Origin of the sequence: Bradyrhizobium septentrionale (genome assembly GCF_011516645.4) — a bacterium.
In the GTDB taxonomy this organism is placed as follows: Bacteria; Pseudomonadota; Alphaproteobacteria; order Rhizobiales; family Xanthobacteraceae; genus Bradyrhizobium; species Bradyrhizobium septentrionale.
This window is the reverse complement of the sequence record NZ_CP088285.1, coordinates 9,413,414-9,439,316: the sequence shown is the minus strand read 5'-3', so window position 1 is coordinate 9,439,316 and position 25,903 is coordinate 9,413,414. Positions and strand designations below refer to the sequence as shown.

Below are 25,903 nucleotides of genomic sequence, written 5' to 3'. Positions count from 1 at the left end.
TCACTTCTCCGCCAGATAGACCTCGCCGAGCAGCGAGGAGTTCGACCACGGCACCTGCTTGCCCTTGGTCGCGGCGACGACCTCGGCACGGACACGGGTCAGCATCTGCTGCACCTCGAGGCCGGGCGTGCCGACATGGCGCGACAGTGCCGCTGAGAACGGGCTGTTGGCGCCTTCGCCGTCGAGCGCAACCTGGCCCGGCGCGGTCGCAAACGCGATCAGTGTGCCGGCGCCGAGCGTCGAGCCCGATCCGAGCGAGGCGGGGGCGGCGAGGCCGGAGCCGGCCTCGATGCCGCGGCTCGGACCTGCGGATGCCACCTGTGGCGCCATCGGATTGTTGCGGCAGGCATCGAGGATCAGGGTACGCATACGACGAGGACCGCGTGATGGACGCATGCGCGCGGGTACGGCGAGCTCTATGATGGCGTTTGCGTGAAGGTCAGGCGGCCTGCTGATCGGCGGGCTTGTCGGCTTGGCGCAGGAGCTTCCATTCCCAGGGCAGCAATTCGTGCAGACGCGATGCGGGAAGATCGGCGATACGGGCGAGGACGTCGGCGAGCCAGGCTTTCGGATCGACGTCGTTGAGACGACAGGTCGTGATCATCGTCAGCATGATGGCGGCACGGTCGGCACCACGCTGGCTGCCGGCGAAGGTCCAGTTGCGCCTTCCCAAGGCGATGCCTCTCAATGCGCGCTCAGCACAATTGTTGGTCAAGCAGATCCTGCCATCGTCGAGGAAGCGGGCGAAGTCGTCCCAGCGCCTGAGCATGTAATTCATAGGCTTCAGGACCTCGGAGGAGCGAGAGAGGGTTTCGCGCTCACGCAGCAACCAGGCGTGCATGTCCCCGAGGAGCGGCTTGCTCTTTTCCTGGCGCACGGCGCGCCGCTCTTCGGCGCCGCAGCCGTTAATGGCGCGCTCGATCTCGAACAACACATCCAGGCGCCTGACCGCCTCCAGCGCGATCGGAGAGACCGGTTTACCTCTCTTGCCTTCCCGGGCATTCTTCTCGATGTCAGCCAGCTCGAAGAAGCCCCGCCGCGCATGGGCGAAGCAAAACGCCGGCGTAATCGGCAGCACCTTCTTCTGCGGGTCGAACAGCGGCTCGAAGCCGTTGTAGCAATCGGCTTGCAGGATGCCGGCGAAGGCGGCCAGATGCTTCTGCGGATGCTCGCCTCGTCGGTCGCTCGAGGCGTAATAGACCGCCGCCGGCGGCGCAGGCCCGGCAAAGGGCCGGTCATCCCGCACATAAGTCCAGATCCGCCCGGTCGTGCACTTGCCCTTCGCCAGGATACGGATGGTGGTGTCATCGCCATGAAGGCGCTCAGCAGCGAGCACATGGCGTTCGATCAAGTGGAAGAGTGGCATGACGGCGAAGGTCCCGTGGCCGACCTGGTCGGCCAGCGTCGACAGCGGCAAATCGATCCTCTCGGCCTTAAAGCGCGCACTCTGGCGGTTGAGCGGGATATGCATGCCGAACTTGTCGAACAGGATCGTCGCCAGCAATTGTGGGCCGATGAAGCCGCGCGGCGTGGCATGGAACGGCGCAGGCGGCTGGCTGATCTTCTCGCAATCGCGGCAGGTGAACTTCTCGCGCACTGTCTCGATGACCTTGAAGCGACGCGGGATCTCCTCCAGCGTCTTGGTCACATCCTCGCCGACCTTCGCCAGCCGCGATCCGCCGCAGCAGGCGCAGCTCGTCGGAGCGTCAATGACGACGCGCTCGTGTTCGATGTCGTCCGGCCAAGGCTTGCGCACCGGCCGCTTGCGCGTGAAGGGGCGGACGTTCTGCGTCTTCGCCGCTGCGGCCTGCGCCGCAAGCTCATCCTCGCTCGCCGTGGCGACGAGGTCTTCGAGCTCCAGTTCCAACTGCTCGAGCAGCCGCGCCGTGCGCTCGGAGCGCTGCCCGTACAGTTCGCGTTTGAGCTTCTCGATCCGCAGCTCGAGATGCGCGACCAGCGCCTCGTTGTTCGACAGCTCCGCCTGCGCGCTGGCAGCCATCGCCTCAGCTCGCAGCCGCGCCTCACGCTCGGCCTGCAGCGCCGCCAGGGCACTGACAAGGTCCGATGGAAGATCGTCCGGCTTTGATATCACGAAGCCATTGAATCAGATCAAGCAGCAGATTCAAACCTGCAAAACGACTAACCGACCCGCGTCGGACGCTGGGTTTCTTGAGGGTTGCGCCAATCGATCCCGGACAACAGATAGCTCAATTGCGCCGGAGAGATCGTTACCGATTCACCGGCAACCGATGGCCAGATGAACCTTCCTCTCTCGAGTCTTTTGGTAAACAAGCATGCTCCCTGGCCATCGTGCCAGATCATCTTCACAAGATCGCTGCGGCGACCGCGGAAGACGAACAGATGACCGCTGAGCGGGTCTTTGCGCAACACCTCCTGCACTTGGAGTGCCAACGACGGAAAGCCTCTGCGCATATCCGTGTAGCCTGTCGCGAGCCACACTCGCGCGCCTGTCGGAACCGGGATCATCGGCGCACCAGGGCATCGAGAACTCGCCGCAGCGCGTCTCCATCAACGTCACCGTCGACCCGGATGCGGTGTCCGCTACCGAGATCAATCTCGATGATGCCCTGGCTCCTCCGTCGACGCGCCGGCGCCGTCGTCAATGGCGCTTCGGCCACATCCCGCGGCGGCACAGACGGCCCAATCTCGACCGGCACCAACGGCGCTACACTCGTTTCACCGTGCTTGCAAAGCTCTTTGCGCCACCTGAACAGCTGGCTCACATGAAGGCCGGCCATGCGAGCCACCTCGGAAACAGTGGCTCCGGGCTCGAACGATGCTGCAACTAGCCGTTCCTTCTCATCCTGTGACCACCGACGCCGCCGCTCGACCGATGTGATCACCTCTGCCCGCGAAATCGTCATAGCGCTTCTCCTAGGATTACCCCTAGGACCTGCAGCGCTCGCGTCCGTCAAACAAGGCGGCCCTCAATGGAGGGATACGGATCAGGATGTTGGTGCGGATCTGATCGTCGAGACCGGCCATGATGGTGTCCATGTCGACCATCGCGTCGGTCATGCGGCCGCCCGCCTTGAACTCGATATCGACGGGCACGAGATAGTTGCGGCCATCGACCTGCACGCCATGACCGGCGTAGTAGACCACGGCGATCTGCGACCGTGCCGCCTCGCGCAGGAAGTCGTGGATCGTCTTCTGCATCGCGTCGCGATCGAGATCGAGGCCCTCGGAGACGGTGAAGCCGATCTCGCGCAGGCTCCTGGCGATGGCGCGCGCATCGTTCGGCGGATTGGGCAGCGCCTTCACATGTCCATAAGCGCCGTTGCCGATCACCAGCGCGACGCGCCGGCTGGTTGCTGCGGCCTGTGACGGCGCGGCGGGCGGCGCCGGTGCGGTGACGGAGCCTGCCGGTGGCGCGGTCGGGCTGCTCTCGGCGGCAGGTGCCGCCGGTGCCTTGCGGGGGGCTGCATCGTTGCGCGGTGCTGCATCGGCCTCCTTGAGCAGCGCGAGCCGCACCTTGGCGGTGGCCTGGTTGGCCTTGCTGCCGGCATCGGACGCCACGCCCTCGAGCACCGAGGCGTAGTCTTCCTTGGCGTGCGCGGCATCACCCTTCGCTTCATAGCTGAGGCCGCGCTGGGTATACGCCGAGATCAAGACGCTGCCCGGCGGCGTCATGATGTTGACGGGCGCCTTCGCCTTCGCGAGCCGGATCGCTTCTGAGGTGTCCGCAATCGCGCGCGCGATGTCGCCCTTGGCGCGCCAGATCACGGCGCGGCTGATCAAGGGCTGCGGCAGCGACGGATCGAGCCTGACGGCCTCGTTGATGTCGGCGAGCGCGCCGTCGAGATCGCCGAGCGCCTGCTTCGAGGAGCCGCGGTTCTGGTAGGAGAAGGCCGACTTCGGACCGGCCTTGATCGCGGCGTCATAGTCGGCGATCGCCTTGGCGTAGTCGCCCTTGCCGCGATAGGCGTTGCCGCGGTTGTGAAAGATGATGCCGCTCGGCGGCCCCATGCGCAGCGCGTCGTTGAAGTCGGCGACCGCGATGTCGTACTCGCCCTTGTCGTAATAGGCCGAGCCGCGCAGATTGTAGACGGCGGTGCTCGGCTTGAGGCGCAGCGCCTCGGTGGCGTCAGCGATCACCTGCGCGTAGTTGCCCTTCTTGTTCCAGCCGACCGCGCGCCAGAAATAGATGGTCGCGAGCTTCTCGCCGGAAAACACCTTCAGCGCGATGATCTTGGTGCAGGCGTCGATCATCTGGTCGGCCGGCGTCGTGTCGGTCGTACAGAGCGGGCCGAGTTGCGACCGCGCCTGGGCGAGGCAGGGCGCCGACCAGAGCAGGGCGGCAAGGAAGGCGGGGATCAGGAGCAGGCGGCGCATCGGTCATCCACGGGTAAGCCGTCATGGCGATCGGCGACGGCGAGGCGATCTATGCGTGTTTGGTGATCGGGCAGTAAAGGGGGGTTCAACTGGTGGGAAAATGGTGGTAAGACGCTGCTACACACTATCTCTGCCCACGTTCTGCCCACTCGCCGCCGCCCACCCCAGGTCTCATGAAGAACGACGAAATCCTCAGTCAGATCACGGATTTCTGCCGGCGCTCCGACATGGCGGAGACGACGTTCGGCCGCCGTGCCGTCAACGACGGCAAGCTGGTGCACCGGCTGCGAGAGGGCAAGCGCATCACCATCGACACGCTCGACCGCATCAATGCCTTCATCGCGACCTCGACGCCGGGCGGCGTGGCGCCGCCGCGCGGCCTGGTGGTTCCGCCGGAGAAGCGCGATCCGCGGGGCAATTTCCGCTTTTTCGAGAACCGCCAGCGCTATCTGCTGTTCGTGCACACCTGCAGCGAGAAGCGGGTGATCGCCGACCGGGTCTCGCTGGAACTGGCCGCCATCAACCCGCGGCCGCCGGCGTTGCGGGTGTTCGATGCCGGGATGGGCGACGGCACCGTGCTGGCGCGGGTCCTGCGTGCCATGCATGGCCGCTTCCCACATATGCCGTTCTATGTCGCCGGCAAGGAACTGAGCCTGGAGGACGTCCGCCTCACCCTGGACAAGGTCCCCGACCGCCTGTTCGAGCATCCGGCAAGCGTCTTCGTGTTCACCAACATGTACTACGCCGAGGCGCCCTGGCTGACGCCCAAGAACTCCACGGCGGCCGCCAGCATGATCTGGCACGAGGTGGCGCTGCGCGGGGCCTCCTCGGGTGAATTCGAGGCCCAGATCGCGGAACTCGGCCCGTTCCTGGAGCAGAATTGGCGGGCCAATCTCAGCCCCGGAAATGCGATGCCGGTCTATGAGCGGCCGGTGGCGCTGGTCCTGTACCGCGACGACCACCGGTTCCTGCTCGATTCCATCATTCCGCGGGCCGGCCGCACCGAGGCCAATTTCGATCTCGTGATCGCCTCCCAGCCCTACCGGGCCAAATCCTCGGTGAATTTCCGCGCCAAGCGGATCATCGCGCCGCTCGCACGCGCGTTGCGCGGCGGCGGCCGACTGATAGGAATCCACTCCCACGGCGGCGATCCCGGGCTTGAAATGATTCAAGCCGTCTGGCCCGGAGAAAATCCTTTCGCCGTCAGCCGTCATGAGATACTGCGCGCGGTGAAATACGAGTTGGGGTCGGCCGGTCGCGAGCTGAACTTCAACGCCTACGCCGATAACCGTTCGATCTTCCGATATGATATGGAAGCGCTGCCCAATGAGGTGACCGGCTCGATCGGAACCTCGACGGCCTTTGCAGCGTGGAATGCGGCGGTGTATGTCGCGCAGATCGAAGATGAGCGGTTGACCGAAACGACCGAAAACGGACGAGCTCTCGAGGCTACGCGCGAAGTTCTCCGCAAACACAACGGGCTGTGGTTCTACGACGAATCCTACGTCATCTCGCGGCGACGAGACTGACATTCCGGGGACATATTCACCAACCAACGTCGGACTTCGACGAAACAAGGGGTTTGCTTGATGCGCGCGTCTTATCTCTTCACCAGCGAGTCGGTCTCGGAAGGCCATCCGGACAAGGTCTGCGATCGCATCTCGGATGAGATCGTCGATCTGTTCTATCGCGAGGGCCCGAAGGCGGGCATCGACCCGTGGCAGATCCGTGCGGCGTGCGAAACGCTCGCGACAACCAACAAGGTGGTGATCGCCGGCGAAACCCGCGGCCCGGCCTCGGTCACCAATGAGCACATCGAGGGCGTCGTGCGCGACGCGATCAAGGACATCGGCTACGAGCAGGACGGCTTCCACTGGAAGACCTGCGACATCGAGATCCTGCTGCATCCGCAGTCGGCCGACATCGCGCAGGGCGTCGATGCGCTGCAGCCGGGCGAGGTCAAGGAAGAGGGTGCTGGCGACCAGGGCATCATGTTCGGTTACGCCACCAACGAGACGCCGGACCTGATGCCGGCACCGATCTTCTATGCTCACAAGATCCTGCGGCTGATCTCCGAAGCGCGCCACTCCGGCAAGGAGAAGGTGCTGGGTCCGGACTCCAAGAGCCAGGTCACCGTGCAGTACGAGAACGGCAAGCCGGTTGGCGTCCGCGAGATCGTGGTCTCGCACCAGCATCTGGTCGAGGATCTCTCGTCCAGCCAGATCCGCGACATCGTCGAGCCCTATGTGCGCGAGGCGCTGCCGAAGGAGTGGATCAACGGCAAGACGATCTGGCACATCAATCCGACCGGCAAGTTCTTCATCGGCGGTCCCGACGGCGACTCCGGCCTGACCGGCCGCAAGATCATCGTCGACACCTATGGCGGCGCGGCTCCGCATGGCGGCGGCGCGTTCTCTGGCAAGGATCCGACCAAGGTCGACCGCTCGGCAGCGTATGCCGCGCGCTACGTCGCCAAGAACATCGTCGCGGCCGGTCTTGCCGACCGCTGCACGCTGCAGCTTGCCTACGCAATCGGCGTGGCGCGTCCGCTCTCGATCTACATCGACACCCACGGCACCGGTAAGGTCGCGGAGGACGAGCTCGAGAAGGCGGCGGCCAAGGCGATGGATCTGACGCCGCGCGGCATCCGCTCCCATCTCGACCTCAACCGCCCGATCTACGCGCGCACCTCGGCCTACGGCCATTTCGGCCGCACGCCGGACAATGAGGGCGGCTTCTCCTGGGAGAAGACCGATCTCGTCGAGCCGCTGAAGCGCGCGCTCTGATGCTCTTGCCTCGCCCCGCTTGCGGGGAGAGGTCGCCACGAAGTGGCGGGTGAGGGGGACTCTCCGCGAGTTCAGTGCGCGGATGGAGCCCCTCACCCCGACCCTCTCCCCGTAAGAACGGGGAGAGGGAGAAGGCCGCGCCGCAGGGCGTTCGGCTCGCTTTGTTACTGACACGCTGGATTCACCGATTAGGAAACAGACATGAACGTCCCCACGAAGCCCGGCTTCACCGACTACATCGTCAAGGACATTTCGCTGGCCGATTTCGGCCGCAAGGAAATCTCGCTCGCCGAGACCGAGATGCCCGGCCTGATGGCCACCCGCGAGGAATACGGCCCCAAGCAGCCGCTCAAGGGCGCGCGCATCGCGGGCTCGCTGCACATGACGATCCAGACCGCGGTCCTGATCGAGACGCTGGCCGCGCTCGGCGCCGACATCCGCTGGGTCTCCTGCAACATCTATTCGACCCAGGATCACGCCGCGGCCGCGATCGCCGCGGCCGGCATTCCGGTGTTCGCCGTGAAGGGCGAGACGCTGACCGAATACTGGGACTACACCGCAAAACTGTTCGACTGGCACGGCGGCGGCACGCCCAACATGATCCTCGATGACGGCGGCGACGCCACCATGCTGGTGCATGCCGGCTACCGCGCCGAGCAGGGCGACACCGCGTTCCTCGACAAGCCGACCTCCGAGGAAGAGGAGATCTTCTACGCGCTGGTCAAGCGTCTGTTGCAGGAGAAGCCGAAGGGCTGGTTCGCCGAGATCGCCAAGAACATCCAGGGCGTCTCGGAAGAGACCACCACGGGCGTGCATCGTCTCTACGAGATGGCCAACAAGGGCACGCTGTTGTTCCCGGCGATCAACGTCAACGACAGCGTCACCAAGTCGAAGTTCGACAACCTCTATGGCTGCCGCGAGTCGCTGGTCGACGGCATTCGCCGCGGCACCGACGTGATGCTGTCGGGCAAGGTCGCGATGGTCGCGGGCTTCGGCGACGTCGGCAAGGGCTCGGCCGCCTCGCTGCGCCAGGCCGGCTGCCGCGTCATGGTCTCCGAAGTCGATCCGATCTGCGCGCTGCAGGCGGCGATGGAGGGCTATGAGGTCACGACCATGGAAGACGCGGCGCCGCGCGCCGACATCTTCGTCACCGCCACCGGCAACAAGGACATCATCACCATCGAGCACATGCGCGCGATGAAGGATCGCGCCATCGTCTGCAACATCGGTCACTTCGACAACGAGATCCAGATCGCCAGCTTGCGCAATCTGAAGTGGACCAACATCAAGCCGCAGGTCGACGAGATCGAATTCCCCGACAAGCACCGCATCATTATGCTGTCGGAGGGGCGCCTGGTGAACCTCGGCAACGCGATGGGCCACCCGTCCTTCGTGATGTCGGCCTCCTTCACCAACCAGACGCTGGCGCAGATCGAGCTGTTCGCCAACAACAAGGACGGCAAGTACGCCAGGAAGGTCTACGTGCTGCCGAAGACGCTCGACGAGAAGGTCGCCCGCCTGCACCTCGCCAAGATCGGCGTCAAGCTGACCGAGCTGCGCAAGGACCAGGCCGACTACATCGGCGTCAAGCAGGAAGGCCCGTTCAAGTCGGATCACTATCGCTACTGATCTGCGGTCGTCACAGTCGATCACGTGAAGAGCCCCGGCATCGCCCGGGGCTTTTTGCTGCGGTGGTTGGACAGGCTGTCGCATGCGTTGTTTCGCGTATACGCGAGGGGGCTGGAATCGGCGATTGTGGGCAGGAGGTTAATGCCGGATTAACCGGCAGCGCCTAGGCTTCCGGGTCCGAGGCTGCAGCGGAGGATTTGTTCCCATGGAAGCCCAGAAGATTGCGGTCGACGCCGTGGTCGCGTTGACCGATTGCGATCGCGACACCGTCATTGCCTTCATCCGCAAGCTCTATCTCGCCGGCGTCCGCGACCCAAAGCGACTGACCTTCAAGAGCCTGCAGGCGCTGCGCGCCTGATTGTTTCGATTCACATTTCAAACAGCAGAGCACTCGGTGTCATCACCCGCGCATGCGGGTGATCCAGTATTCCGGAGACGCCGGTGCTTGAACCGAGAGGCCGCGGCGTACTGGATCGCCCGCATCAAGCCGGGCGATGACAGATGTCGGTGAGAATGCAGCTTCGCGTCCGTCGCGCGACTTTCTCCGCAGACTCCACGTCGTCCCGGCGAAGGCCGGGACCCATAACCACAGGGTTGTGTTGTTGGAAACAGGCTGTTGCCCCAGCGTCACGCAAGAATTCGCATTTGTGGTAATGGGTCCCGGCCTTCGCCGGGACGACGGTGAATGTGTGGCGCCGCTTGTGAGCCCATACTTCCGCGTTCTCGCGACATGAATTGTCCGAGCTTTGCTCTTCGTATCGCCCTCTCTCGATCTGAGGGCGCAGGGAAAGCCGGGTGCCGATCGCACCCATGGGCCCCGAGCAATGGGTAGAAAGCTCGGGGGTAGGACCACAGGTGTAACCGGAGCAATCCGGCTTTCCCTGCGCGATGGGTTACGGCTTACTTCGTGCTCTCCCCGGCGAGACTGGGCTTGCTTGTCACCGCCCTCGCATCACACCTTCGCGTGTTGCGACGAGACACCTGCCGCTAGGGCGTCAGGACCACACGACTTCACCGTCCGCATCCGTCACACTCGTCAGTCGTGACGTCAGCGTCCACCGCATCTCACACCGCGTTCGTGACGATCGCGACGCGCCCCTCGATCGGGTGAGACGGGCGAACCATACACCGAGTTATATTTCTGATAAAGCGAAATATTTTTTGCTTGAGGGGCTTGCGCCGTCGGGCAACTCAGTGGCAGAGGCGCGGCCTCTACCTTCCGTCATTCCGGGGCAGCCCGAAGGGCTGAGCCCGGAATCCATTGAGCCGCAGAACAAGTGGTGGAATGGATTCCGGGCTCTCGCTTCGCGAGCCCCGGAATGACGACGGAAAGGATCAACATCATCCCGACACCCGCACCGAGCCGTGCCCGAGCTGCCGCGAGATATCACTCGCACAGTCGCGCAGTGCGGCTGCGATGGCGCTGTCCCAGCTGGCGTCGAAGGTGCCCTCCGGGCCCATCGCCGTGATCACCAGCGCGACGTGGCCGGCGTGATCGAACACCGGCGCGGCGAAGGCGTTGACGCCGGGCAGGGGATCACCGATTGCGCGCGCGAGCCCGCGGCTTTGCACCTCGGCAAGCATCTCCGTGGTCTTGGCGCTGATGGTCTCGCGTTTCGGATTGTAGCCGACGCCGAGGCGATCGAGCCCGCTCTCGAGCGCCGTTTTGACGGCGTTCGGCGGCATGAAGGCGGCAAACGCCCGGCCGGTCGCGGTCTCGAGCAGCGCCACCACCGAGCCGACGCGCATCGCGATATGCACGGGATGGCTCGGCTCCTCGAGCCGCACCACGGTGGCGCCGTGGGTGCCCCAGACCGACAGCGACACCGCGTGATTGATGCTGTTGGCGAGCGCGGCGATCCGCGGCGTCGCGATTCGCACGGCCGAGAGCCGGCGCAGGCTGATCAGGCCGAGCTCGAGCGCCAGCGCCCCGATCTCGTAGCGGCCGGTGGTCTCGTCCTGCTCGATCAGGCCGATGCGGGAAAAGCTGACCAGATAGGGATGCGCCTTGGCCGGCGGCATGCCGGCCTCGCGCGCGAGATCGCGCAGCATCATCGGTTCGCCGCTGCGGGCGAGCGCGCGGAGCAATTCCCCGCCGACCTCGATCGACTGTATGCCGCGGCTTTCTCTCGTCATGTGGCCCTGTTTGCGTTCGTGCTTTCGCAATTGGCAAGAAAGCACGCCGTTCGCGAGACGTCGATGTGCGGGACGTCTTTGTACGTCATATCCGTTCCCACCCCGTCATCCCCGCGCAAAGGCTTCGCCTTTGTCGCTGGAGGTGCGAGCCCTTGCGAGCCTCGAAGGATGCACGGCCACAGTCGGGCCGTCGACCCTTCGAGACGGCCGCGTTGCGGCCTCCTCAGGATGACGGGACTTATGTCATGCCGCGCTTCTCTCTGCCGCTGCGCCGGCGATGTGCTTGCCCGCGATGTAGCCGAAGGTCAGCGCCGGGCCGAGCGTAATGCCGGCGCCGGGATAGTTGCCGCCCATGATGCTCGCCATGTCGTTCCCGGCGGCATAGAGGCCGGCAATCGGCTGGCCGTCGGCGTCGAGCGCGCGGGCATTGGCGTCGGTCCGGATACCGGCATAGGTACCGAGATCGCCGATCACCATCTTGATGGCGTAGAACGGCCCGTGCTGGATCGGCGCGATGCAGGGATTGGGCCCGTGCAGCGCATCGCCCTGGTAGCGGTTATAGGCGCGCGAGCCCTTGCCGAAGGCGGGATCGCGTCCCTCGGCGGCGGTATTGTTGAACGCCGCGACGGTTGCCTCGAGCGCTTTTGCGTCGATGCCGGCCTGCGCGGCAAGCTCCGACAGCGTCGCGCCGCGCTTGAGATAGCCGGTCTTCAGATGATGGCTTGTTGGCATCGGGCGCGGCGGCACGCAGCCGAGGCCGTACTTGCGCAGGGTCGCGTGATCGCAGAGCAAGAAGGCCGCGATCTCTTCGCCAGGCTTCGCCGCCTTGATCATCTCCTGCACGAAGTCGTGGTAGGAATTGCCTTCATTGGCAAAGCGCCGGCCGTCGCGCATCACCGCGATCACGCCGGGTTTGGCGCGATCGATGAAATGTGGCATCACGCCCTTCGAGCCGTCCTTGCGCGTGGTGACCGACACCGGCACCCAGGCCGCCGCATTCGGCAGCGAATCCTCGACGCGGCCGCCGGCGGATTCCGCGAGACGCAAACCGTCACCCGTGTTGCCTGTCGGTCCCGGCGAGTAGTGCTCTTTTCCGGTCGGCGCATGCGGAAACATCTTCTGCCGCCGCGCCACGTCATGCGGAAAGCCGCCGCAGGCGAGCACCACGCCGCGCTTCGCATTGACGCGGATGGTGCGGCCCTCGCGCACCACGATCGCGCCGCGCACCGCGCCGTTCTCGACGATCAATTCGCGCACCGGTGAATTGAGCCAGAGCGGGATCTTGAGGTCGAAGGCGGATTTCGCCAGCCGGCCGGCCAGCGCATTGCCGTTGGTCAGCGTCATGCCACGGCCGTTGCGCATCACGTCCAGCGCGTGTTTCGACAGCCGCTTCGCGACGTAGGCCGCCGACGTCAGCGAGCGCGTCGCGCGCATGAAATGCACGATCTCCTTGCCGGAGCCGAGCATCATGCCGAACACGGTGAGCTCGGGCAGGGGGCTGCCGAGATCCTTGACGGCGTCGCCGAGTTCGTGAGCGTCGAACGGCCGCGTCACCATCGAGCGGCCGCCCTGCGCGCCGCCGGGGGCTTCCGCATGATAGTCGGGGAAAGTCAGCGGCATGTCGAAGCGCACGGCCGTGCTGGTGATGAAGAAGTCGACCGCCTTCGGGCCTTCGGTCAGGAACGCGTCGACGCGCGCGGCGTCAAAGCTGTTGCCGGCCTCATGGCGCAGATAGGTCCTGGCCTGATCGGGGCTCTCCGCGATGCCCCAGGCCTTCGCCAGCGAGGTGCCGGGAATCCACAGCCAGCCGCCGGAGCGCGCAGTGGTGCCGCCGAAGCGCGACTCCTTCTCGACGACGAGAACCTTTAGGCCGTGATGGCCCGCGGTGACCGCCGCCGACAGCCCGGCGCAGCCGGAGCCGACGACCAGCGCGTCGCATTCATAAGTTTCTTCGTTGGCCACGCGATCGATCCTATTTCTTGAGCAGCGGGCACTTCGACTCGGAGACCGGACGATAGGCGTCCTCGCCCTTCACCGTCTTGATGATGTCGAGATAATCCCACGGTTCCTTGGATTCCGATGGCTTCTTCACCTTCGCCAGATACATGTCGCGGATCACGCGGCCGTCTTCGCGCAATTTGCCGCCATGCACGAAGGTGTCCTCGATCGGCAGCTCGCGCATCTTGGCCATCACCTTTTGCGGATCGTCGGTGCCGGCGGCCTGGATCGCCTTGAGATAATGCAACACCGAGCCGTAGACGCCGGTCTGAATCATGGTCGGCATCACGTTGGTGCGGGCGAAGAATTTCTTCGACCAGGCGCGGGTTTTCTCGTCCATGTTCCAGTACGACGCCGTCGTCATGTAGGTGCCCTGCGCGGCGTTGAGCCCGATCGCATGCACGTCGGTGTCGAACATCAAAAGGCCGACCAGCTTCTGGCCGCCCTGCACCAGGCCGAACTCGCCGGACTGCTTGATCGAATTGTCGGTATCCTGGCCGGCATTGGCGAACGCCACCACGTCGGCTCTCGAGCTCTGTGCCTGCAGCGCAAAGGAGGAGAAGTCGGCGGTGTTGGTCGGATGCCGGACGCTGCCGAGCACCTTGCCGCCCATCTCGTTGATGAAGCGGGTCGCGTCCTTCTCGAGCTGCTGGCCGAAGGCATAGTCCGCGGTGATGAAGTACCAGGACTTGCCGCCCTCCGCGATCACCGCCGACGCCGTCACCTTGGAGAGCGCGTAGGTGTCGTAGGTGAAGTGCACGGTGTTGGGGCTACACAATTCATCCGTCAGCGAGCTCGCGCCGGGGCCGGACAACAGCGCGATCTTGTTGCGCTCGCGCACCATGTTGTGCACGGCGATCGCGATGCCGGAATTCGGGATATCGACGACGGCGTCGACCTTGCCGTTGTCGAACCAGCCGCGCACGACCTGCACGCCGACATCGGTCTTCATCTGGTGGTCGGCCGAGATGATCTCGATCGGCTTGCCGAGCACGGTGGGGCCGAACTCCTCCACCGCCATCCTGGCCGCCTCGACCGAGCCCGGGCCGGAATTGTCGCGTCCCCAGCTCGACAGGTCGGTCAGCACCCCGATGCGCACGACGTCATCGGAAACCTGGGCGTGAGCGACAGTCGTCATTGCCGCGAGAATGGCTGCCGCCAGAACGTGTCTCATCATTCCTCCTGTCGATGTCCGCACTCTTCGGCACGGGTGATCGTATGATTAGTAATTATCTAATCAGTTTGGCAATAGCGAATAATGAGTGTGTGATTGTTGCCACATGGTTGCTCTCTCGAATAAGGCGGCGCTTCACATTCGGTGAGCGTACGCTTACATCGCTGATCCGGGACGGCACCGCGGCAGGGCTTCTGGCCCACGCCGCAGTGCCAAGGATGAAACAGGGGAGTTTTCGCGGACGGCGTTGCGATTCGCCGCCCGGGGCTAAGCCGCCCAGCAAGGGTCTAGGCTGCTACGGGGCGGTGCATGGAGAGCATCGGCGCGCTGCGATCATAGACGGATCATGTTGAGACAGCTCTTCGCGCCGCAGCTCGTCCCTCTCTACGTGCTGGTGGCCTCTACGCTCTACGTTCACTTCCGCGGCAAGCAGCGGTTGCGCCTCGCCCGCCAGCTCGGCGACCATTCGACCTACCTCGCGCCTTACAATGTGCTGATGTATGCGGGCTCGGCCGTAGCAAACACGCCTGTGATCCCGGTCGAGCAGTTTCCCGAGCTGAAGAAGCTCTCCGACAATTGGGAGACCATTCGCGACGAGGCGACCCGCCTGTTCGACGATGGCTTCATCCGTGCCGCCGCCAAGAACAACGACTGGGGCTTCTACTCCTTCTTCAAGAGCGGCTGGAAGCGCTTCTATCTGAAATGGTACGACGACTTCTTGCCGTCGGCGCGCACGCTGTGCCCGAAGACGGTGGAGCTGCTGAACTCGATTCCGAACGTGCACGGCGCGATGTTCGCGATGCTGCCGCCCGGCGGCAGGCTCGGGGCGCATCGCGATCCCTTCGCCGGCTCGCTGCGCTATCACCTCGGCCTGGTGACGCCGAACTCGAATGAGTGCCGCATCCTGGTCGACGGCGTCGAATGCGTCTGGCGCGACGGCGAGGCCTTCATGTTCGACGAGACCTTCATCCACAGCGCCGAGAACAAGACCGACGTCAACCGCATCATCCTGTTCTGCGACGTCGAGCGCCCGATGAAGTACGGCTTCATGACCAGGATGAACCGCTGGGTCAGCCACAACATCGTCAAGGCGTCGGCCACCCAGAACGTCGACGGCGAGCATGTCGGCGCGCTGAACAAGGTGTTCGGCAAGCTCTACGAGCTCCATCTCGCCAGCCGCAAGGTCAAGGAGTGGAATCGGAACGTGCACTACACGCTGAAGTATTCCGTAACCGCGCTGATCCTCGGCCTGATCGTGGTGTCGGCGCTGCGGTGATGTGCCGAAGGCGTCATCCGCCGCGTCGTGCGGAAGCATGGCGGACTACGCTTCGCTAATCCCTACAAAATGCAAAAGCCCGGAGCGCGCTCCGGGGCTTCTTTCTGGGGCGTGAACTGTGGGACGTCGCAGCCAGGATCAGTCGCGTTCGAAGACCTTGGCGCCGGGGTAGACGCGCCGGGCGTAGGCGACGACCGACTCCCGGTCCTGAGTCTCCAGAAACGGAGTTCGGATCTTGCACGACCCGACGATGAGGTGCCACAGGCCATTAAGCTTCTGAATGTTGACGATCATTTCAGTGTTCCTCGAAGAACCCGCATTCGTGACAGTCTTGCGATTCACGCCTCGGAGCAGTGATCCTGATCACAGATTCGGGAACACAACGCGCGCCCGCTGTAACGAAGATTGCTATTGTTAGTCGCGCCTCCAGGGAGAGAAGTTCTGTGCTATTTGCGCATCCGCTGGAGTAGCCTGGAGCATAAGAATCCCTCTCCATCGCTCAATTGTACAAGCGTCAGCACAGGTCATGACAAGGAATAGGGAAGTTATACCAACGTATGTTGATGTCTGTCCGCAGCCGCGGAGTGCGTTGCCGGAGCCCGGACAACCGTTCATCGCCCTTTAGTCAACATTCCGCATTGCCCAGCCCGACGCCCTTCGCTCTCCGATTCGTTGCACTGAAGTGATACAGTCGCATCAGGCATCCGCATTGAGGGGACCTTGTCATGTCGGAGACTACAGGAGCATTCGCGACCACTGCGCTGAGCGGCTACGAGCTGCTCGCCGATCCGCAGCTGAACAAGGGCACGGCGTTCTCCGAGGCCGAGCGCGAGGCGTTCGACCTGCATGGCCTGCTGCCGCCCAATGTCGCGACATTGGACGAACAGGTCTCGCGCCGGCTGCAGGCGCTGCGCGGCTTCGAGAACGATCTCGAGCGCTACGCTTTCCTGCGCGAATTGCAGGACACCAACGAGACGCTATTCTACGCGCTGCTGGTCGAGAACCTCGAGGAGCTGCTGCCGATCGTCTACACGCCGACCGTCGGCGCCGGCTGTCAGCAGTTCAGCCGGCTGTTCCGCAAGCCGCGCGGGCTGTTCCTCTCGATCCCGCACAAGCACCGCATCGACCGCATCCTGGCGCAGCCGCGCTTCGATCATGTCGAGGCGATCGTGGTGACCGACGGCGAGCGCATCCTCGGGCTCGGCGACCAGGGCGCCGGCGGCATGGGCATCCCGATCGGCAAGCTCTCGCTCTACACCGGCTGCGGCGGCCTGCATCCCGCGACGACGCTGCCGATCCTGCTCGACGTCGGCACCGACAATCCCGACTGCCTGGCCGATCCGCTCTATATCGGCTGGCGCAACGAGCGCGTCCGCGGCCAGGAGTATGACGACTTCATCGAGGCCTTCGTCTCGGCGGTGATCAAGCGCTGGCCGCGCGTCCTGCTGCAGTGGGAAGATTTTGCCAAGAACAACGCGACGCGCATGCTCGAGCGCTATCGCGACCGGCTCCTCACCTTCAACGACGACATCCAGGGCACCGCGGCGGTCGCGACCGGCGCCTTGCTCTCCGCGATCAACGTCACCGGCGTGCCGCTGACCGAGCAGCGCGTCGCCGTGCTCGGCGCAGGATCCGCGGGCTGCGGCATCGCCAGCCTGATCCGCGCCGCGATGGTCGATGCCGGCCTGTCGGAGAGCGAGGCGGCGAAGCGCTTCTTCATGGTCGACCGCGACGGCCTGCTGCTCGAGGGCATGAGCGGGCTCGCGCCGTTCCAGCTTCCCTTCGTCCAGGACAAGCAGGCGATCACCGGCTGGAAGCTCAGCCATCCTGACAAGATCGCGCTGCTCGACGTCGTGCGCAACGCCAGGCCGACCGTGCTGATCGGCGTGTCCGGTCAGGCCGGCGCGTTCTCCGAGCCGATCGTCCGCGCGATGGCCGAGTGCAATGCGCGGCCGGTGATCTTCCCGCTGTCCAACCCGACCTCGCGCGAGGAAGCGACGCCGGTCGATATCGAGGCGTGGACCGAGGGGCGGGCATTGATCGGTGTCGGCAGCCCGTTCCCGCCGATCACGCGCGACGGCGCCCGCTTCAAGGTCGACCAGACCAACAACTCCTACATCTTCCCCGGCGTCGGCGTCGGCGCGCTTGCGGTTGGCGCTGTCAGGGTCAGTGACGGCATGTTCATGGCCGCGGCGAAGGCGCTGGCCAGCGTCTCGCCGGCCCGCAACAACCCGAAGCACAATCTGCTGCCGCCGGTCAGCGCGCTGCGCGACGTGTCGCTGACGGTTGCGCTCGCGGTGGCGCTGCAGGCGCACAAGGAAGGGCTCGCCAAGGATATTCCGATCGACCAGGTCGAGGCGCGCATCCACGCCAAGGTCTGGACCCCGAGCTACGTGCCGTATCGCCGCACGCCCTGATCGCGAACGCCGGTCGCGTTCCGCGGCATTGGGGTGCTAGCAGCCGCGGCAAATGCCCTTGATCTTGCGGTCGACGATCACATCCTCCTGATCGAGGGTCTGCTGCGACGCCGACGTCGCGGCGGGAATGTCGGCGGCGCGCGGCTGGCGATGCCCGACCGGCGCCGACCATGGCCTGGTCGCGGTTTCGTTCGCCGCGTATGCGCCGGGTGCCTCGACCGGCGCAGCGAAGGAAGCGGTCGCCAAGGCTGCGGAGAGAATTGCAGCCAGGCCAAGTTGCCGGAAGTCGATCATGAAAACCTCCATACAGTCATCGCCGCGTTGTGTGCGTCTCTGATAGACGGACGCGTTTTGTCATTCCGATATTCCTCGATCCGTCGAACGTGATGACGCGCTCGCGGTTCGGTGATCGGGCCGGAGGAAATATTCTTCGAACTGTCACGGTCATTGGTCACAGGAGCCGAACTTGGTCGGCTTCATCCATCGTGCGGAGAAACCCAATGACCAAATTGACCATCGCGACGGTTGCGCTGATTGCGGCGGCTGCGTTCTCGGCTCAGGCGTTCGCCGCCGGCAACAATGCTGCGATGCGGCGCGCCCATGCTCAGGCAACGACAACGGTCGGCAGCAAGTTCACCGATTGCGTGCGCGCACCGAATGTCGGATCGTTCGCAACCGCGCCCTTCACCGAGCCGCCCTGCATGCCCGGCACGATGCGCTGAGCGCGCCCAGCAAAAAAGCCCCGGACCGCGAGGTCCGGGGCTTTGCATCATCTCTTGTGCGGTCTCCCTATTCCGGCTTGCCGATCGTCACGGCGAGCGTGCCGACGCCGTCGACGCCGCATTCGAGCTTGTCGCCGGGCTGTAGCTGCGAGACGCCGGCCGGCGTGCCGGTCATGATGATGTCGCCGGCGGCGAGCTTCACCTGCTGCGAGAGCTGCCAGATGATCTCCGGCACGTTCCAGATCAGCTCGGTGAGGTCGCCCTTCTGCGCTTCCTTGCCGTTGACGGTGAGCCAGATCTTGCCGGCGGTCGGGTGGCCGATCTTCGCGGCCGGCTGGATCGCGGAGCAGGGCGCGGAATAGTCGAACGACTTGCCGATCTCCCAGGGACGCTCCTTCTTGCGCGAGGCGATCTGCAGGTCGCGGCGGGTCAGGTCGATGCCGACCGCATAGCCGTAGACATGCTCGAGCGCCTTGTCGGCGGGAATGTTCAGCCCGCCGCTCTTCATTGCCACCACCAGCTCGACCTCGTGATGCAGGTCCTTGGTCAGCGGCGGATAGGGGATGGTCGCACCGTCAGGTACCAGCATATCGGCATGCTTGCCGAAGAAGAACGGCGGCGCACGCTCGTCATTGCCCATCTCCCTGATATGCTCGAGATAGTTGCGGCCGACGCACCAGATGCGGCGGACCGGATAGGTGCCGGACTCGCCGACGACGGGAAGCGAGGGCTGCGGGGGAAGCGGAATGACGGTGGAGGCGGCGTTCATGAACGGGTCCCGGAGGGTTGAGGGAGGGAGCGCGGCCGGTATTTACGCGCTTACGCCGCGCAGGGCTAGTGGCTGTGGCTGCATCCGGCGCAGAGGTGAGGCCAGCTTTCCGCCGAGCCTGGGCGCCACTGGCCAGCGCGAGCCGTGAAGCCCAAAGGGATGTTCAAGGGGATGTTCATGAGGAAATGGCTTTCAATCGGCCTTGCGCTGATCGCTGTGGCCCTGGTCGCCGCCGCCGTCCGCTTCTTCACGGTGACACCGGAACGGATCGACCGCGGGCAGAACAAGGTGCAGCGCGTGGCGCTGGAGATCACGCCCGCCGCCCGCGCCCTGCAGGCGACGCTCGACGTCGCGGATATGCACGCGGACAGCCTGCTGTGGAAGCGCGACCTGATCGCGCGGTCCGATCGCGGCCACATCGATCTGCCGCGGCTGATCGAGGGGCACTACGCGCTGCAGGTGTTCTCGTCGGTCACCAAGTCGCCCAAGGGCCAGAACTATGATGCCAACGGCGGCGACACCGATACGATCACGAACCTCGCCATCATCGATCTGCAGCCGCCGCGGACCTGGTTCTCGCTGCTGCAGCGCTCGCTGTGGCATGCCGAGAAGTTGCGGAGCTTCGCCGAGAACTCCGCCGGACGCCTTCGCCTGATCACGTCACCGGCCGACATCGATCAGCTGCTTGCCGACCGCAAGAACGGCGTGACGGTGGTGGGCGGCATGCTGTCGATCGAGGGTCTGCAGAACATCGAGGGCAACATCGGCAATCTCGACGTGCTCTACGCCGCCGGGTTCAGAATGGCCGGTCTCGCCCATTTCTTCGACAATGATGTCGCTGGCTCCATGCACGGCGTGGCCAAGGGCGGACTATCGCCGCTCGGCCGCCAGGTCGTGCAGCGGATGGAGGCGCTTGGAATGGTCGTCGACCTCGCCCATGCCAGCCACGCCGCGGTCGCCGACGTGCTGGCGATGGCGACGCGCCCGGTGGTCTCAAGCCATGGCGGCGTGCAGGCGACCTGCAAGGTCAACCGTAACCTCACCGACGACGAAGTCAGGGCGATCGCGCGGACCGGCGGCGTGATCGGCATCGGCTATTGGCAGGGGGCGGTCTGCTCGCTCGATCCGAAGGATGTCGCGCGGGCGATTGCCCATGTCCGCGACCTGGTCGGGATCGACCATGTCGGCCTCGGCTCGGATTTCGACGGCTCGACCACCACGGGATTCGATGCGAGTGGGATCGTCGCTGTGACCCAGGCCTTGATGTCGAGCGGGTTCTCTGAAGACGACATCCGCAGGGTCATGGGCGGCAATGTCCTGCGCGTGCTGCGCGCAGGTCTTGCCGCGAAGGGATAAGAAGGGGAACCTCAGCCAGTTGCGCTGACCGGCGCGAGCTCGATCACGTCGTGACGATGCTGCAGGCGGAAGAACGAGGCGTAGCGGCCGCCGCGGCGCAGCAGATCGTCATGGCGTCCACGCTCGACGATCTCGCCGCCCTCGACCACCAGGATCGCGTCGGCATGCATGATGGTGTGCAGGCGGTGCGCGATCACGATGGTGGTGCGGCCCTGGCAGAGATGCTCGATCGCTTCCTGCACCTGCTTCTCGGACTCCGAATCGAGCGCGGCGGTGGCCTCGTCGAGCAGGATGATCGGCGCGTCCTTGATCAGCGCGCGGGCGACCGCGATGCGCTGGCGCTGGCCGCCGGAGAGCTGGGTGCCGTGTTCGCCGACCGGCGTGTCGTAGCCGAGCGGGAAGCTCATGATGAAGTCGTGCGCGCAGGCGGCCTTGGCGGCGTCGATGATCTCGGCCTCGCTGGCATCGGGCTTGCCGAAGGCGATGTTGGCGCGGATCGTGTCGCGGAACAGATAGACGTCCTGGCCGACATAAGCGGTCTGCCGGCGCAGCGACCTGCGCGGCACCGACGAGATCGACTGTCCGTCGATCAGGATCTCGCCCGCTTGCGTCTCGTAGAAGCGCAGCAGCAGCGCGAGCACCGTCGACTTGCCGCCGCCGGAGGGGCCGACCAGCGCGGTGACCTTGCCGGGCTCGGCCATGAAGCTCATGCGGTCCAGCACCGGCTCGCCGGGCCGATAGGCGAAGCTGACGTCGCGCAGCTCGATCCGCGCGTCGGATAGTTTCAGCGCCGGCTTGTCGTCGTCGGTCTGCTCGCTTGCCGGGCTGTCGACGACCTCGAGCAGCATCCGCGCGCCGACCAGCTGGCTGTTGAGGTCGATGTTGAGCCGCGCCAGCCGCTTGGCCGGCTCGGTCGCCATCAGGAAGGCGGTCAGGAATGTGAAGAACTGGCCCGGCGTGGAACCGAGCGCCACGACGCTGTAGCCGCCATACATCAGGCAGCCGGCGACCGCGAAGCCGCCGAGCATCTCCATCAGCGGGTTGGAGCGGTTGGCGACCCGCGCCATCTTGTTGGCGTTGCGCTCGACGATCGCGATGTTCTCGTCGATCCGCTGCTGCATGGTGTCTTCCAGCGTGAACGCCTTCACGGTGCGGATGCCCTGCAGCGATTCCTGCATCGTCTCCATGATGTCGGCGGTGCCGGTGAACTGGTTGTGGGCGAGGCCCTTGATCCGCTTCACCAGCCTGCGCAGCATCAGCATCGCCGGCGGCACCGCCACGAGCCCGATGAACGACATCAGAGGGTCCTGCCAGACCATCACGGCGAGCATGCTGATCAGCATCAGGAAGTCGCGGCCGATCGCATTGACCAGCATGTTGAGCACGTCGGTGATCGACTTGGCGCCGGCGGTCAGCCGCGCCAGGAATTCCGACGAGTGCCGCTGCGAGAAGAAGCCGATGCTCTCGCTCATCAGCTTGGCGAATAATTGCCGCTGGTTCTGCGCCAGGATGGCGTTGCTGATCTTGGTCAGGATCACCATGTGGCCGTAGGTCGCCACGCCCTTGATGAACAGCAGCGCCACCGTGATCCCGGCAAACATCGCAATGCCAGGAATGTTCTTGTCGACATAGGCCTGATTGATCACCTGGCCGAGCACGTAGGTGGCGCCCGCCGTCGAGCCGGCTGCAACGGCCATCAGGGCAAACGCCGTCAGATAGCGCCGCCAGAAGGTAATCCCTTGTTCCATGACAAGGCGGCGAATCAGGATCGCCGCGCCATAGGGGTCGTCGGTAATTTTCTTTGGAAACTGAGCCATCCGCGGTCCATTGACGGCGGGCCGTGCCGGCCGTCAGGTTGCGGGACCTCATTGCCCGCTTGGCGGGGCTTTTTCAAGCCCAATAACGGCTTGATAACGGCTTGATTTTTAGGCCGATTCTGCCTGTCGCGCGGGGCCACCGCGCTCCCGGAACAGCTTCTCCTCCCAGGCCAGCGCATGGGTTGCGATGGTCTCGAGATCGTCGTAGCGCGGCGTCCAGTCGAGAGCCGAGCGGATCCTTGTGGTGTCGGCCACCATGGTCATGATGTCGCCGGGCCGGCGCGCGGCGTAGGCGACGGCGAAATTCCGCATCGAGACCCGGCGCACCGTCTCGATCGTCTCGAGCACGGAATAGCCGCGGCCATAACCGCAGTTCAGCGTCACCGATTGCCCGCCGGCGCGCAGATAGGACAGCGCCGAGCGATGCGCCTCGACGAGGTCGCTGACATGGATGAAGTCGCGCACGCAGCTGCCGTCCTGCGTCGGATAGTCGGTGCCGAACACGTCGATCTTGGCGCGCTGGCCGGTCGCGGCCTCGACCGCGATCTTGAGCAGATGGGTGGCGCCGACGGTGGCGAGGCCGGCGCGTCCCTTCGGGTCGGCGCCGGCGACGTTGAAGTAGCGCAGCACGACGTAGCTCATGCCATGGGCAGAGGCGACATCGTGCAGCATGATCTCGGTCATCAGCTTCGAGGAGCCGTAGGGCGACAGCGGCCGGGTCGGCGCGATCTCCGGCACCGGCACCTGGTCCGGATTGCCGTAGACGGCCGCGGTCGAGGAGAAGATGAAGCGGCCGACGCCGCCCTTCACCGCGGCATTGAGCAGGCTGCGCGTCGTCATGGTGTTGTTGCGGTAGTAGCCGAGCGGATCGCGCATCGAGTCCGGCACCACCACCGAACCTGCGAAATGGATGATGCTGTCGATGCTGTGCTGGGCGATCACGCCCTCGACGAGGTTCTCGTCACCGGCATCGCCGATGAACAGCGGCACGCCGTCGGGCAGGAACGCGGAGAATCCGGTGGAGAGATTGTCGATCACGACGACGCTCTCGCCGGCATCGACCAGCGCATGGACCATGTGACTTCCGATATAGCCGGCGCCGCCGGTTACGAGCACGGTCATGGTGAGAGCTCTCCCGATATCTTTGGCCGGCGATGCTAGCGGGAGCGCGGTGAAGAGGGGGTTTCGACACAGCCGAACTGGCCACTATGCTTAATGTTGCGTATAGGAACTGGCGCGAAACGGAGACTTGCGTGCCGATCGAGAACACACCTGCGCCCGAGCTCGAGCTCATCGTGCCGAACCTGCACCGACGCTATTCGGGTGTCACCGCGACCAACCGCATGGTCGCGCCGAAGCTTGCCAAAATGTTTTGCGCGGCATGGCTCGGCTCGCATCGGCCCGACGGCATCGACGCGATGGGATTTGCCGATCTGATGCGGTTGTGGCGGCGCGCGTCGCCATTGATCTGGCATGCGCGGCGCAATGACGAGATGATCGCAGGCCTCGTGCTGCGTGCGCTCGGCTGGCCGCTGAAACTGCTGTTCACGTCAGCCGCGCAACGTCATCACACCTGGCTGACGCGCTGGCTGATCCGCAACATGGATGCGATCATCGCGACCAGCCCGCTGTCGGCCTCGTATCTGAAGCGCGAGGCCACCGTGGTGATGCATGGCGTCGACACTGATCGCTATGCGCCGCCGGCCGATCGCGCCGCGGCCTTTGCCGAAAGCGGATTGCCGGGGCGCCATGCGATCGGCTGTTTCGGACGGGTGCGCGCGCAGAAGGGGAGCGACGTGTTCGTCGAGGCGATGTGCAGGCTGCTGCCGCGCTATCCCGATTTCACCGCCGTCATCGTCGGCGCCGTGGTGCCGGAGCAGCAGGTCTTTGCCAACGAGCTGAAGCGGCGCATCGAGGCGGCCGGCCTGCAATCGCGCATCATCATCACAGGTGAACTGCCGATCGAGGATGTCGTGCGCTGGTACCAGCGGCTGACGATCTACGCCTTCACCTCGCGCAATGAAGGCTTCGGCCTGACCCTGATCGAGGCGATGTCGGCAGCCGCGGCGCTGGTCGCGTCGCGCGCGGGCGCTGCCGAGTTCGTCGTCGAGGATGGCACGACCGGCGTGCTGACGCCGCCCGGCGACGCCGACACGCTGGTGGCTGCGCTGGAGCCATTGATGCGCGATCCGGCGTCGGCAGCGGCGATGGGGGCGCGGGCCCGCCAACGAGTTGTGGATAAGTTCAGCCTCGATGCGGAAGCGCGCGCAATCGCGGCGGTCTATCGCACGCTGATCTGAGCCAGCACGCGTTGCGCGATATCGACGACCTCTTCGGCTGCGATGTCGCGCATGCAGCGATGGTCGTTCATGGTGCAGACCGTGCGCTGACACGGCTGGCACGCGAGCTTGCTCCTGGTCTGCCGCACCGTTGCGGCGAGCTCATTGAGCGGGGCCCACAGATAGGGGTCGGTCGGGCCGAAAATGCCCATGGTCGGCGTGCCGATCGCGGCCGCGATGTGCATCAACCCGGAGTCGTTGGCGATGGCGACATTGGCCGCGGCCATCGCCAGCACACCGTTGCGCAAATCGGTGCCGGTGAGATCGCGGACCCGCGCGCCGCCGGCGGCTGCGATCTCCTGCGCCAGCGCCTTCTCGCCGGGGCCGCCGACCACCCAGACGTCAAAGCCACGCTCGGCGAACAGCCGCGCGGCTTCCGGATAATAGGTCCAGCGCTTGGAAGCGCCGACCGAGCCGGGGCCGAGTGCGACGGCGGGGCCGGTGCCGAGGCCGTTGGCCTGCCGCCACCGTCCGATCTCGTCGGCGGGAACCCGGAGCTGCGGCACCGGCCATTCGCCCGGGCGGGGCGCGCCGTCGGGCAGCGCCAGCACGGCGTTCTTGTCGATGAAGCGCGGCAGCTTCCTTTCACCCCAGCGCATCGCGTTGATCAGGCCGAATCTCGCCTCGCCGAAGAAGCCGACCCGTTCCGGGATCCCGGCCAGTGCCGGGGCAATGGCGGACTTCCAGGTGCGCGGCATCACCAGCGCGGTGGCGTAGTTCCGGGAGCGAAGCTCGGCAGCGAGTTCCCGCTGCTTGCCCAGGGCCAGCCGGCTGCGCGGCAGGTCGAAGACGATCCCGGCGCGGACACCCGGCATATAATCGACCAGAGGCGCGCAAAGGCCGGACGTCAGCAGATCGACCGGCCGGTTGGGCCAGCGCTTGCGGAGAACCCGGACCACGGTGTGGCCGCGCACGAAATCCCCAATCCAAACATAGGGCACGATCAGGATAGGTCTGCTATCCTCCGTATCCTGTGTTTCGATATCAGATATTGAATCAATATTCATTTCTAAGGGGGCCAAGACCGGGTCGGACGCGGCCAAGTCGGTAACTGGTTCGCGATTAGAGGTAAAGCCGTCGTTGCCTGTGGCGCCGGAGTGGGGCAAAGCTGGCGGCTGCAAAGGAATC

General features: G+C 65.0%; 21 protein-coding genes and 2 pseudogenes. 9 read left to right on the top strand and 14 right to left on the bottom strand.

Features of this window, described 5'->3' with window-relative positions; all coding sequences use genetic code 11:
• The 5 genes and pseudogenes from HAP48_RS47400 to HAP48_RS47380 all read right to left on the bottom strand — a co-directional run.
• A pseudogene (locus tag HAP48_RS47400) lies at positions 1 to 372 on the bottom strand (caspase family protein); the annotation flags it as partial.
• A 67-nt stretch (positions 373 to 439) separates the two neighbouring features.
• The gene (gene tnpC / locus HAP48_RS47395; protein WP_166207527.1) at positions 440 to 2,092 is read right to left on the bottom strand and encodes an IS66 family transposase; all 1,653 of its coding nucleotides are present in this window, start codon (positions 2,090 to 2,092) and stop codon (positions 440 to 442) included.
• Between the two features lie 47 nt (positions 2,093 to 2,139).
• Positions 2,140 to 2,487 (bottom strand): IS66 family insertion sequence element accessory protein TnpB, encoded by a 348-nt coding sequence (gene tnpB, locus HAP48_RS47390; RefSeq protein WP_165124204.1) that lies wholly within the window; start codon positions 2,485 to 2,487, stop codon positions 2,140 to 2,142.
• Positions 2,484 to 2,885: an IS66-like element accessory protein TnpA gene (gene tnpA, locus HAP48_RS50330; RefSeq protein WP_166205105.1), complete on the bottom strand. Its 402-nt coding sequence runs from the start codon at positions 2,883 to 2,885 to the stop codon at positions 2,484 to 2,486. Before tnpA ends, tnpB begins: the two co-directional genes overlap by 4 nt.
• Positions 2,886 to 2,964: 79 nt before the next feature.
• A pseudogene (locus HAP48_RS47380) lies at positions 2,965 to 4,356 on the bottom strand (tetratricopeptide repeat protein); the annotation flags it as partial.
• A 173-nt stretch (positions 4,357 to 4,529) separates the two neighbouring features.
• On the opposite strand from HAP48_RS47380, the gene HAP48_RS47375 reads away from it, so the two are divergent.
• The 4 genes from HAP48_RS47375 (at position 4,530) to HAP48_RS47360 (ending at position 9,129) form a co-directional block, all read left to right on the top strand.
• Positions 4,530 to 5,885: a hypothetical protein gene (locus HAP48_RS47375; protein WP_166207524.1), complete on the top strand. Its 1,356-nt coding sequence runs from the start codon at positions 4,530 to 4,532 to the stop codon at positions 5,883 to 5,885.
• A 60-nt stretch (positions 5,886 to 5,945) separates the two neighbouring features.
• A complete protein-coding gene (gene metK, locus HAP48_RS47370) occupies positions 5,946 to 7,142 on the top strand; it encodes a methionine adenosyltransferase (protein ID WP_166207521.1) in 1,197 nt (398 codons plus the stop codon).
• A 201-nt stretch (positions 7,143 to 7,343) separates the two neighbouring features.
• Positions 7,344 to 8,771, top strand: coding sequence for an adenosylhomocysteinase (gene ahcY / locus HAP48_RS47365; RefSeq protein ID WP_166207518.1), 1,428 nt, complete (start codon positions 7,344 to 7,346; stop codon positions 8,769 to 8,771).
• Between the two features lie 205 nt (positions 8,772 to 8,976).
• On the top strand, positions 8,977 to 9,129 hold the full coding sequence (locus HAP48_RS47360) for a hypothetical protein (protein ID WP_165124582.1): 153 nt from the start codon (positions 8,977 to 8,979) through the stop codon (positions 9,127 to 9,129).
• A 983-nt stretch (positions 9,130 to 10,112) separates the two neighbouring features.
• Here HAP48_RS47360 and HAP48_RS47355 read toward each other — a convergent pair.
• The 3 genes from HAP48_RS47355 to HAP48_RS47345 all read right to left on the bottom strand — a co-directional run bounded on the left by HAP48_RS47355 (position 10,113) and on the right by HAP48_RS47345 (position 14,082).
• The gene (locus tag HAP48_RS47355) at positions 10,113 to 10,907 is read right to left on the bottom strand and encodes an IclR family transcriptional regulator (RefSeq protein WP_166207515.1); all 795 of its coding nucleotides are present in this window, start codon (positions 10,905 to 10,907) and stop codon (positions 10,113 to 10,115) included.
• Positions 10,908 to 11,150: 243 nt separating this feature from the next.
• Positions 11,151 to 12,869, bottom strand: a complete 1,719-nt coding sequence (locus HAP48_RS47350) for an FAD-dependent oxidoreductase (RefSeq protein WP_175612283.1) — start codon at positions 12,867 to 12,869, stop codon at positions 11,151 to 11,153.
• A gap of 10 nt (positions 12,870 to 12,879) precedes the next feature.
• A complete protein-coding gene (locus HAP48_RS47345; protein WP_420869845.1) occupies positions 12,880 to 14,082 on the bottom strand; it encodes an ABC transporter substrate-binding protein in 1,203 nt (400 codons plus the stop codon).
• Between the two features lie 343 nt (positions 14,083 to 14,425).
• Between HAP48_RS47345 and HAP48_RS47340 the strand changes: the two genes are divergently transcribed.
• Complete coding sequence (locus HAP48_RS47340; protein WP_166207510.1) at positions 14,426 to 15,355, top strand: aspartyl/asparaginyl beta-hydroxylase domain-containing protein; 930 nt, start codon at positions 14,426 to 14,428, stop codon at positions 15,353 to 15,355.
• 138 nt (positions 15,356 to 15,493) lie between these two features.
• Here the strand turns inward: HAP48_RS47340 and HAP48_RS47335 are convergent, their stop codons facing one another.
• On the bottom strand, positions 15,494 to 15,649 hold the full coding sequence (locus HAP48_RS47335; RefSeq protein WP_165124580.1) for a hypothetical protein: 156 nt from the start codon (positions 15,647 to 15,649) through the stop codon (positions 15,494 to 15,496).
• Positions 15,650 to 16,080: 431 nt separating this feature from the next.
• On the opposite strand from HAP48_RS47335, the gene HAP48_RS47330 reads away from it, so the two are divergent.
• A complete protein-coding gene (locus HAP48_RS47330; RefSeq protein ID WP_166207507.1) occupies positions 16,081 to 17,772 on the top strand; it encodes an NAD-dependent malic enzyme in 1,692 nt (563 codons plus the stop codon).
• A gap of 36 nt (positions 17,773 to 17,808) precedes the next feature.
• Here HAP48_RS47330 and HAP48_RS47325 read toward each other — a convergent pair whose 3' ends face one another.
• Positions 17,809 to 18,066, bottom strand: coding sequence for a hypothetical protein (locus HAP48_RS47325; RefSeq protein ID WP_224496866.1), 258 nt, complete (start codon positions 18,064 to 18,066; stop codon positions 17,809 to 17,811).
• A 206-nt stretch (positions 18,067 to 18,272) separates the two neighbouring features.
• On the opposite strand from HAP48_RS47325, the gene HAP48_RS47320 reads away from it, so the two are divergent.
• Positions 18,273 to 18,494 (top strand): hypothetical protein, encoded by a 222-nt coding sequence (locus HAP48_RS47320; RefSeq protein WP_166207504.1) that lies wholly within the window; start codon positions 18,273 to 18,275, stop codon positions 18,492 to 18,494.
• Positions 18,495 to 18,561: 67 nt separating this feature from the next.
• Here the strand turns inward: HAP48_RS47320 and HAP48_RS47315 are convergent, their stop codons facing one another.
• Entirely contained in the window at positions 18,562 to 19,263 is a 702-nt protein-coding gene (locus HAP48_RS47315; RefSeq protein WP_166207501.1) for a fumarylacetoacetate hydrolase family protein, read from the bottom strand.
• 177 nt (positions 19,264 to 19,440) lie between these two features.
• Between HAP48_RS47315 and HAP48_RS47310 the strand changes: the two genes are divergently transcribed.
• Positions 19,441 to 20,619 carry a dipeptidase gene (locus HAP48_RS47310; protein ID WP_166207498.1) on the top strand — a complete coding sequence of 393 codons (1,179 nt, stop codon included), beginning with the start codon at positions 19,441 to 19,443 and terminating at the stop codon, positions 20,617 to 20,619.
• 11 nt (positions 20,620 to 20,630) lie between these two features.
• Here HAP48_RS47310 and HAP48_RS47305 read toward each other — a convergent pair whose 3' ends face one another.
• Both HAP48_RS47305 and galE read right to left on the bottom strand, forming a co-directional pair.
• Positions 20,631 to 22,436 (bottom strand): ABC transporter ATP-binding protein, encoded by a 1,806-nt coding sequence (locus HAP48_RS47305; RefSeq protein WP_166207495.1) that lies wholly within the window; start codon positions 22,434 to 22,436, stop codon positions 20,631 to 20,633.
• A 108-nt stretch (positions 22,437 to 22,544) separates the two neighbouring features.
• Complete coding sequence (gene galE, locus HAP48_RS47300; RefSeq protein WP_166207492.1) at positions 22,545 to 23,558, bottom strand: UDP-glucose 4-epimerase GalE; 1,014 nt, start codon at positions 23,556 to 23,558, stop codon at positions 22,545 to 22,547.
• Between the two features lie 86 nt (positions 23,559 to 23,644).
• Between galE and HAP48_RS47295 the strand changes: the two genes are divergently transcribed.
• Entirely contained in the window at positions 23,645 to 24,736 is a 1,092-nt protein-coding gene (locus tag HAP48_RS47295) for a glycosyltransferase family 4 protein (protein ID WP_210292775.1), read from the top strand.
• On the opposite strand, the gene waaF is transcribed toward HAP48_RS47295, so the two are convergent.
• Positions 24,718 to 25,782 carry a lipopolysaccharide heptosyltransferase II gene (gene waaF / locus HAP48_RS47290; RefSeq protein ID WP_166207489.1) on the bottom strand — a complete coding sequence of 355 codons (1,065 nt, stop codon included), beginning with the start codon at positions 25,780 to 25,782 and terminating at the stop codon, positions 24,718 to 24,720. The two genes, HAP48_RS47295 and waaF, sit on opposite strands and share 19 nt — an antisense overlap.
• Positions 25,783 to 25,903: the final 121 nt, after the last annotated feature.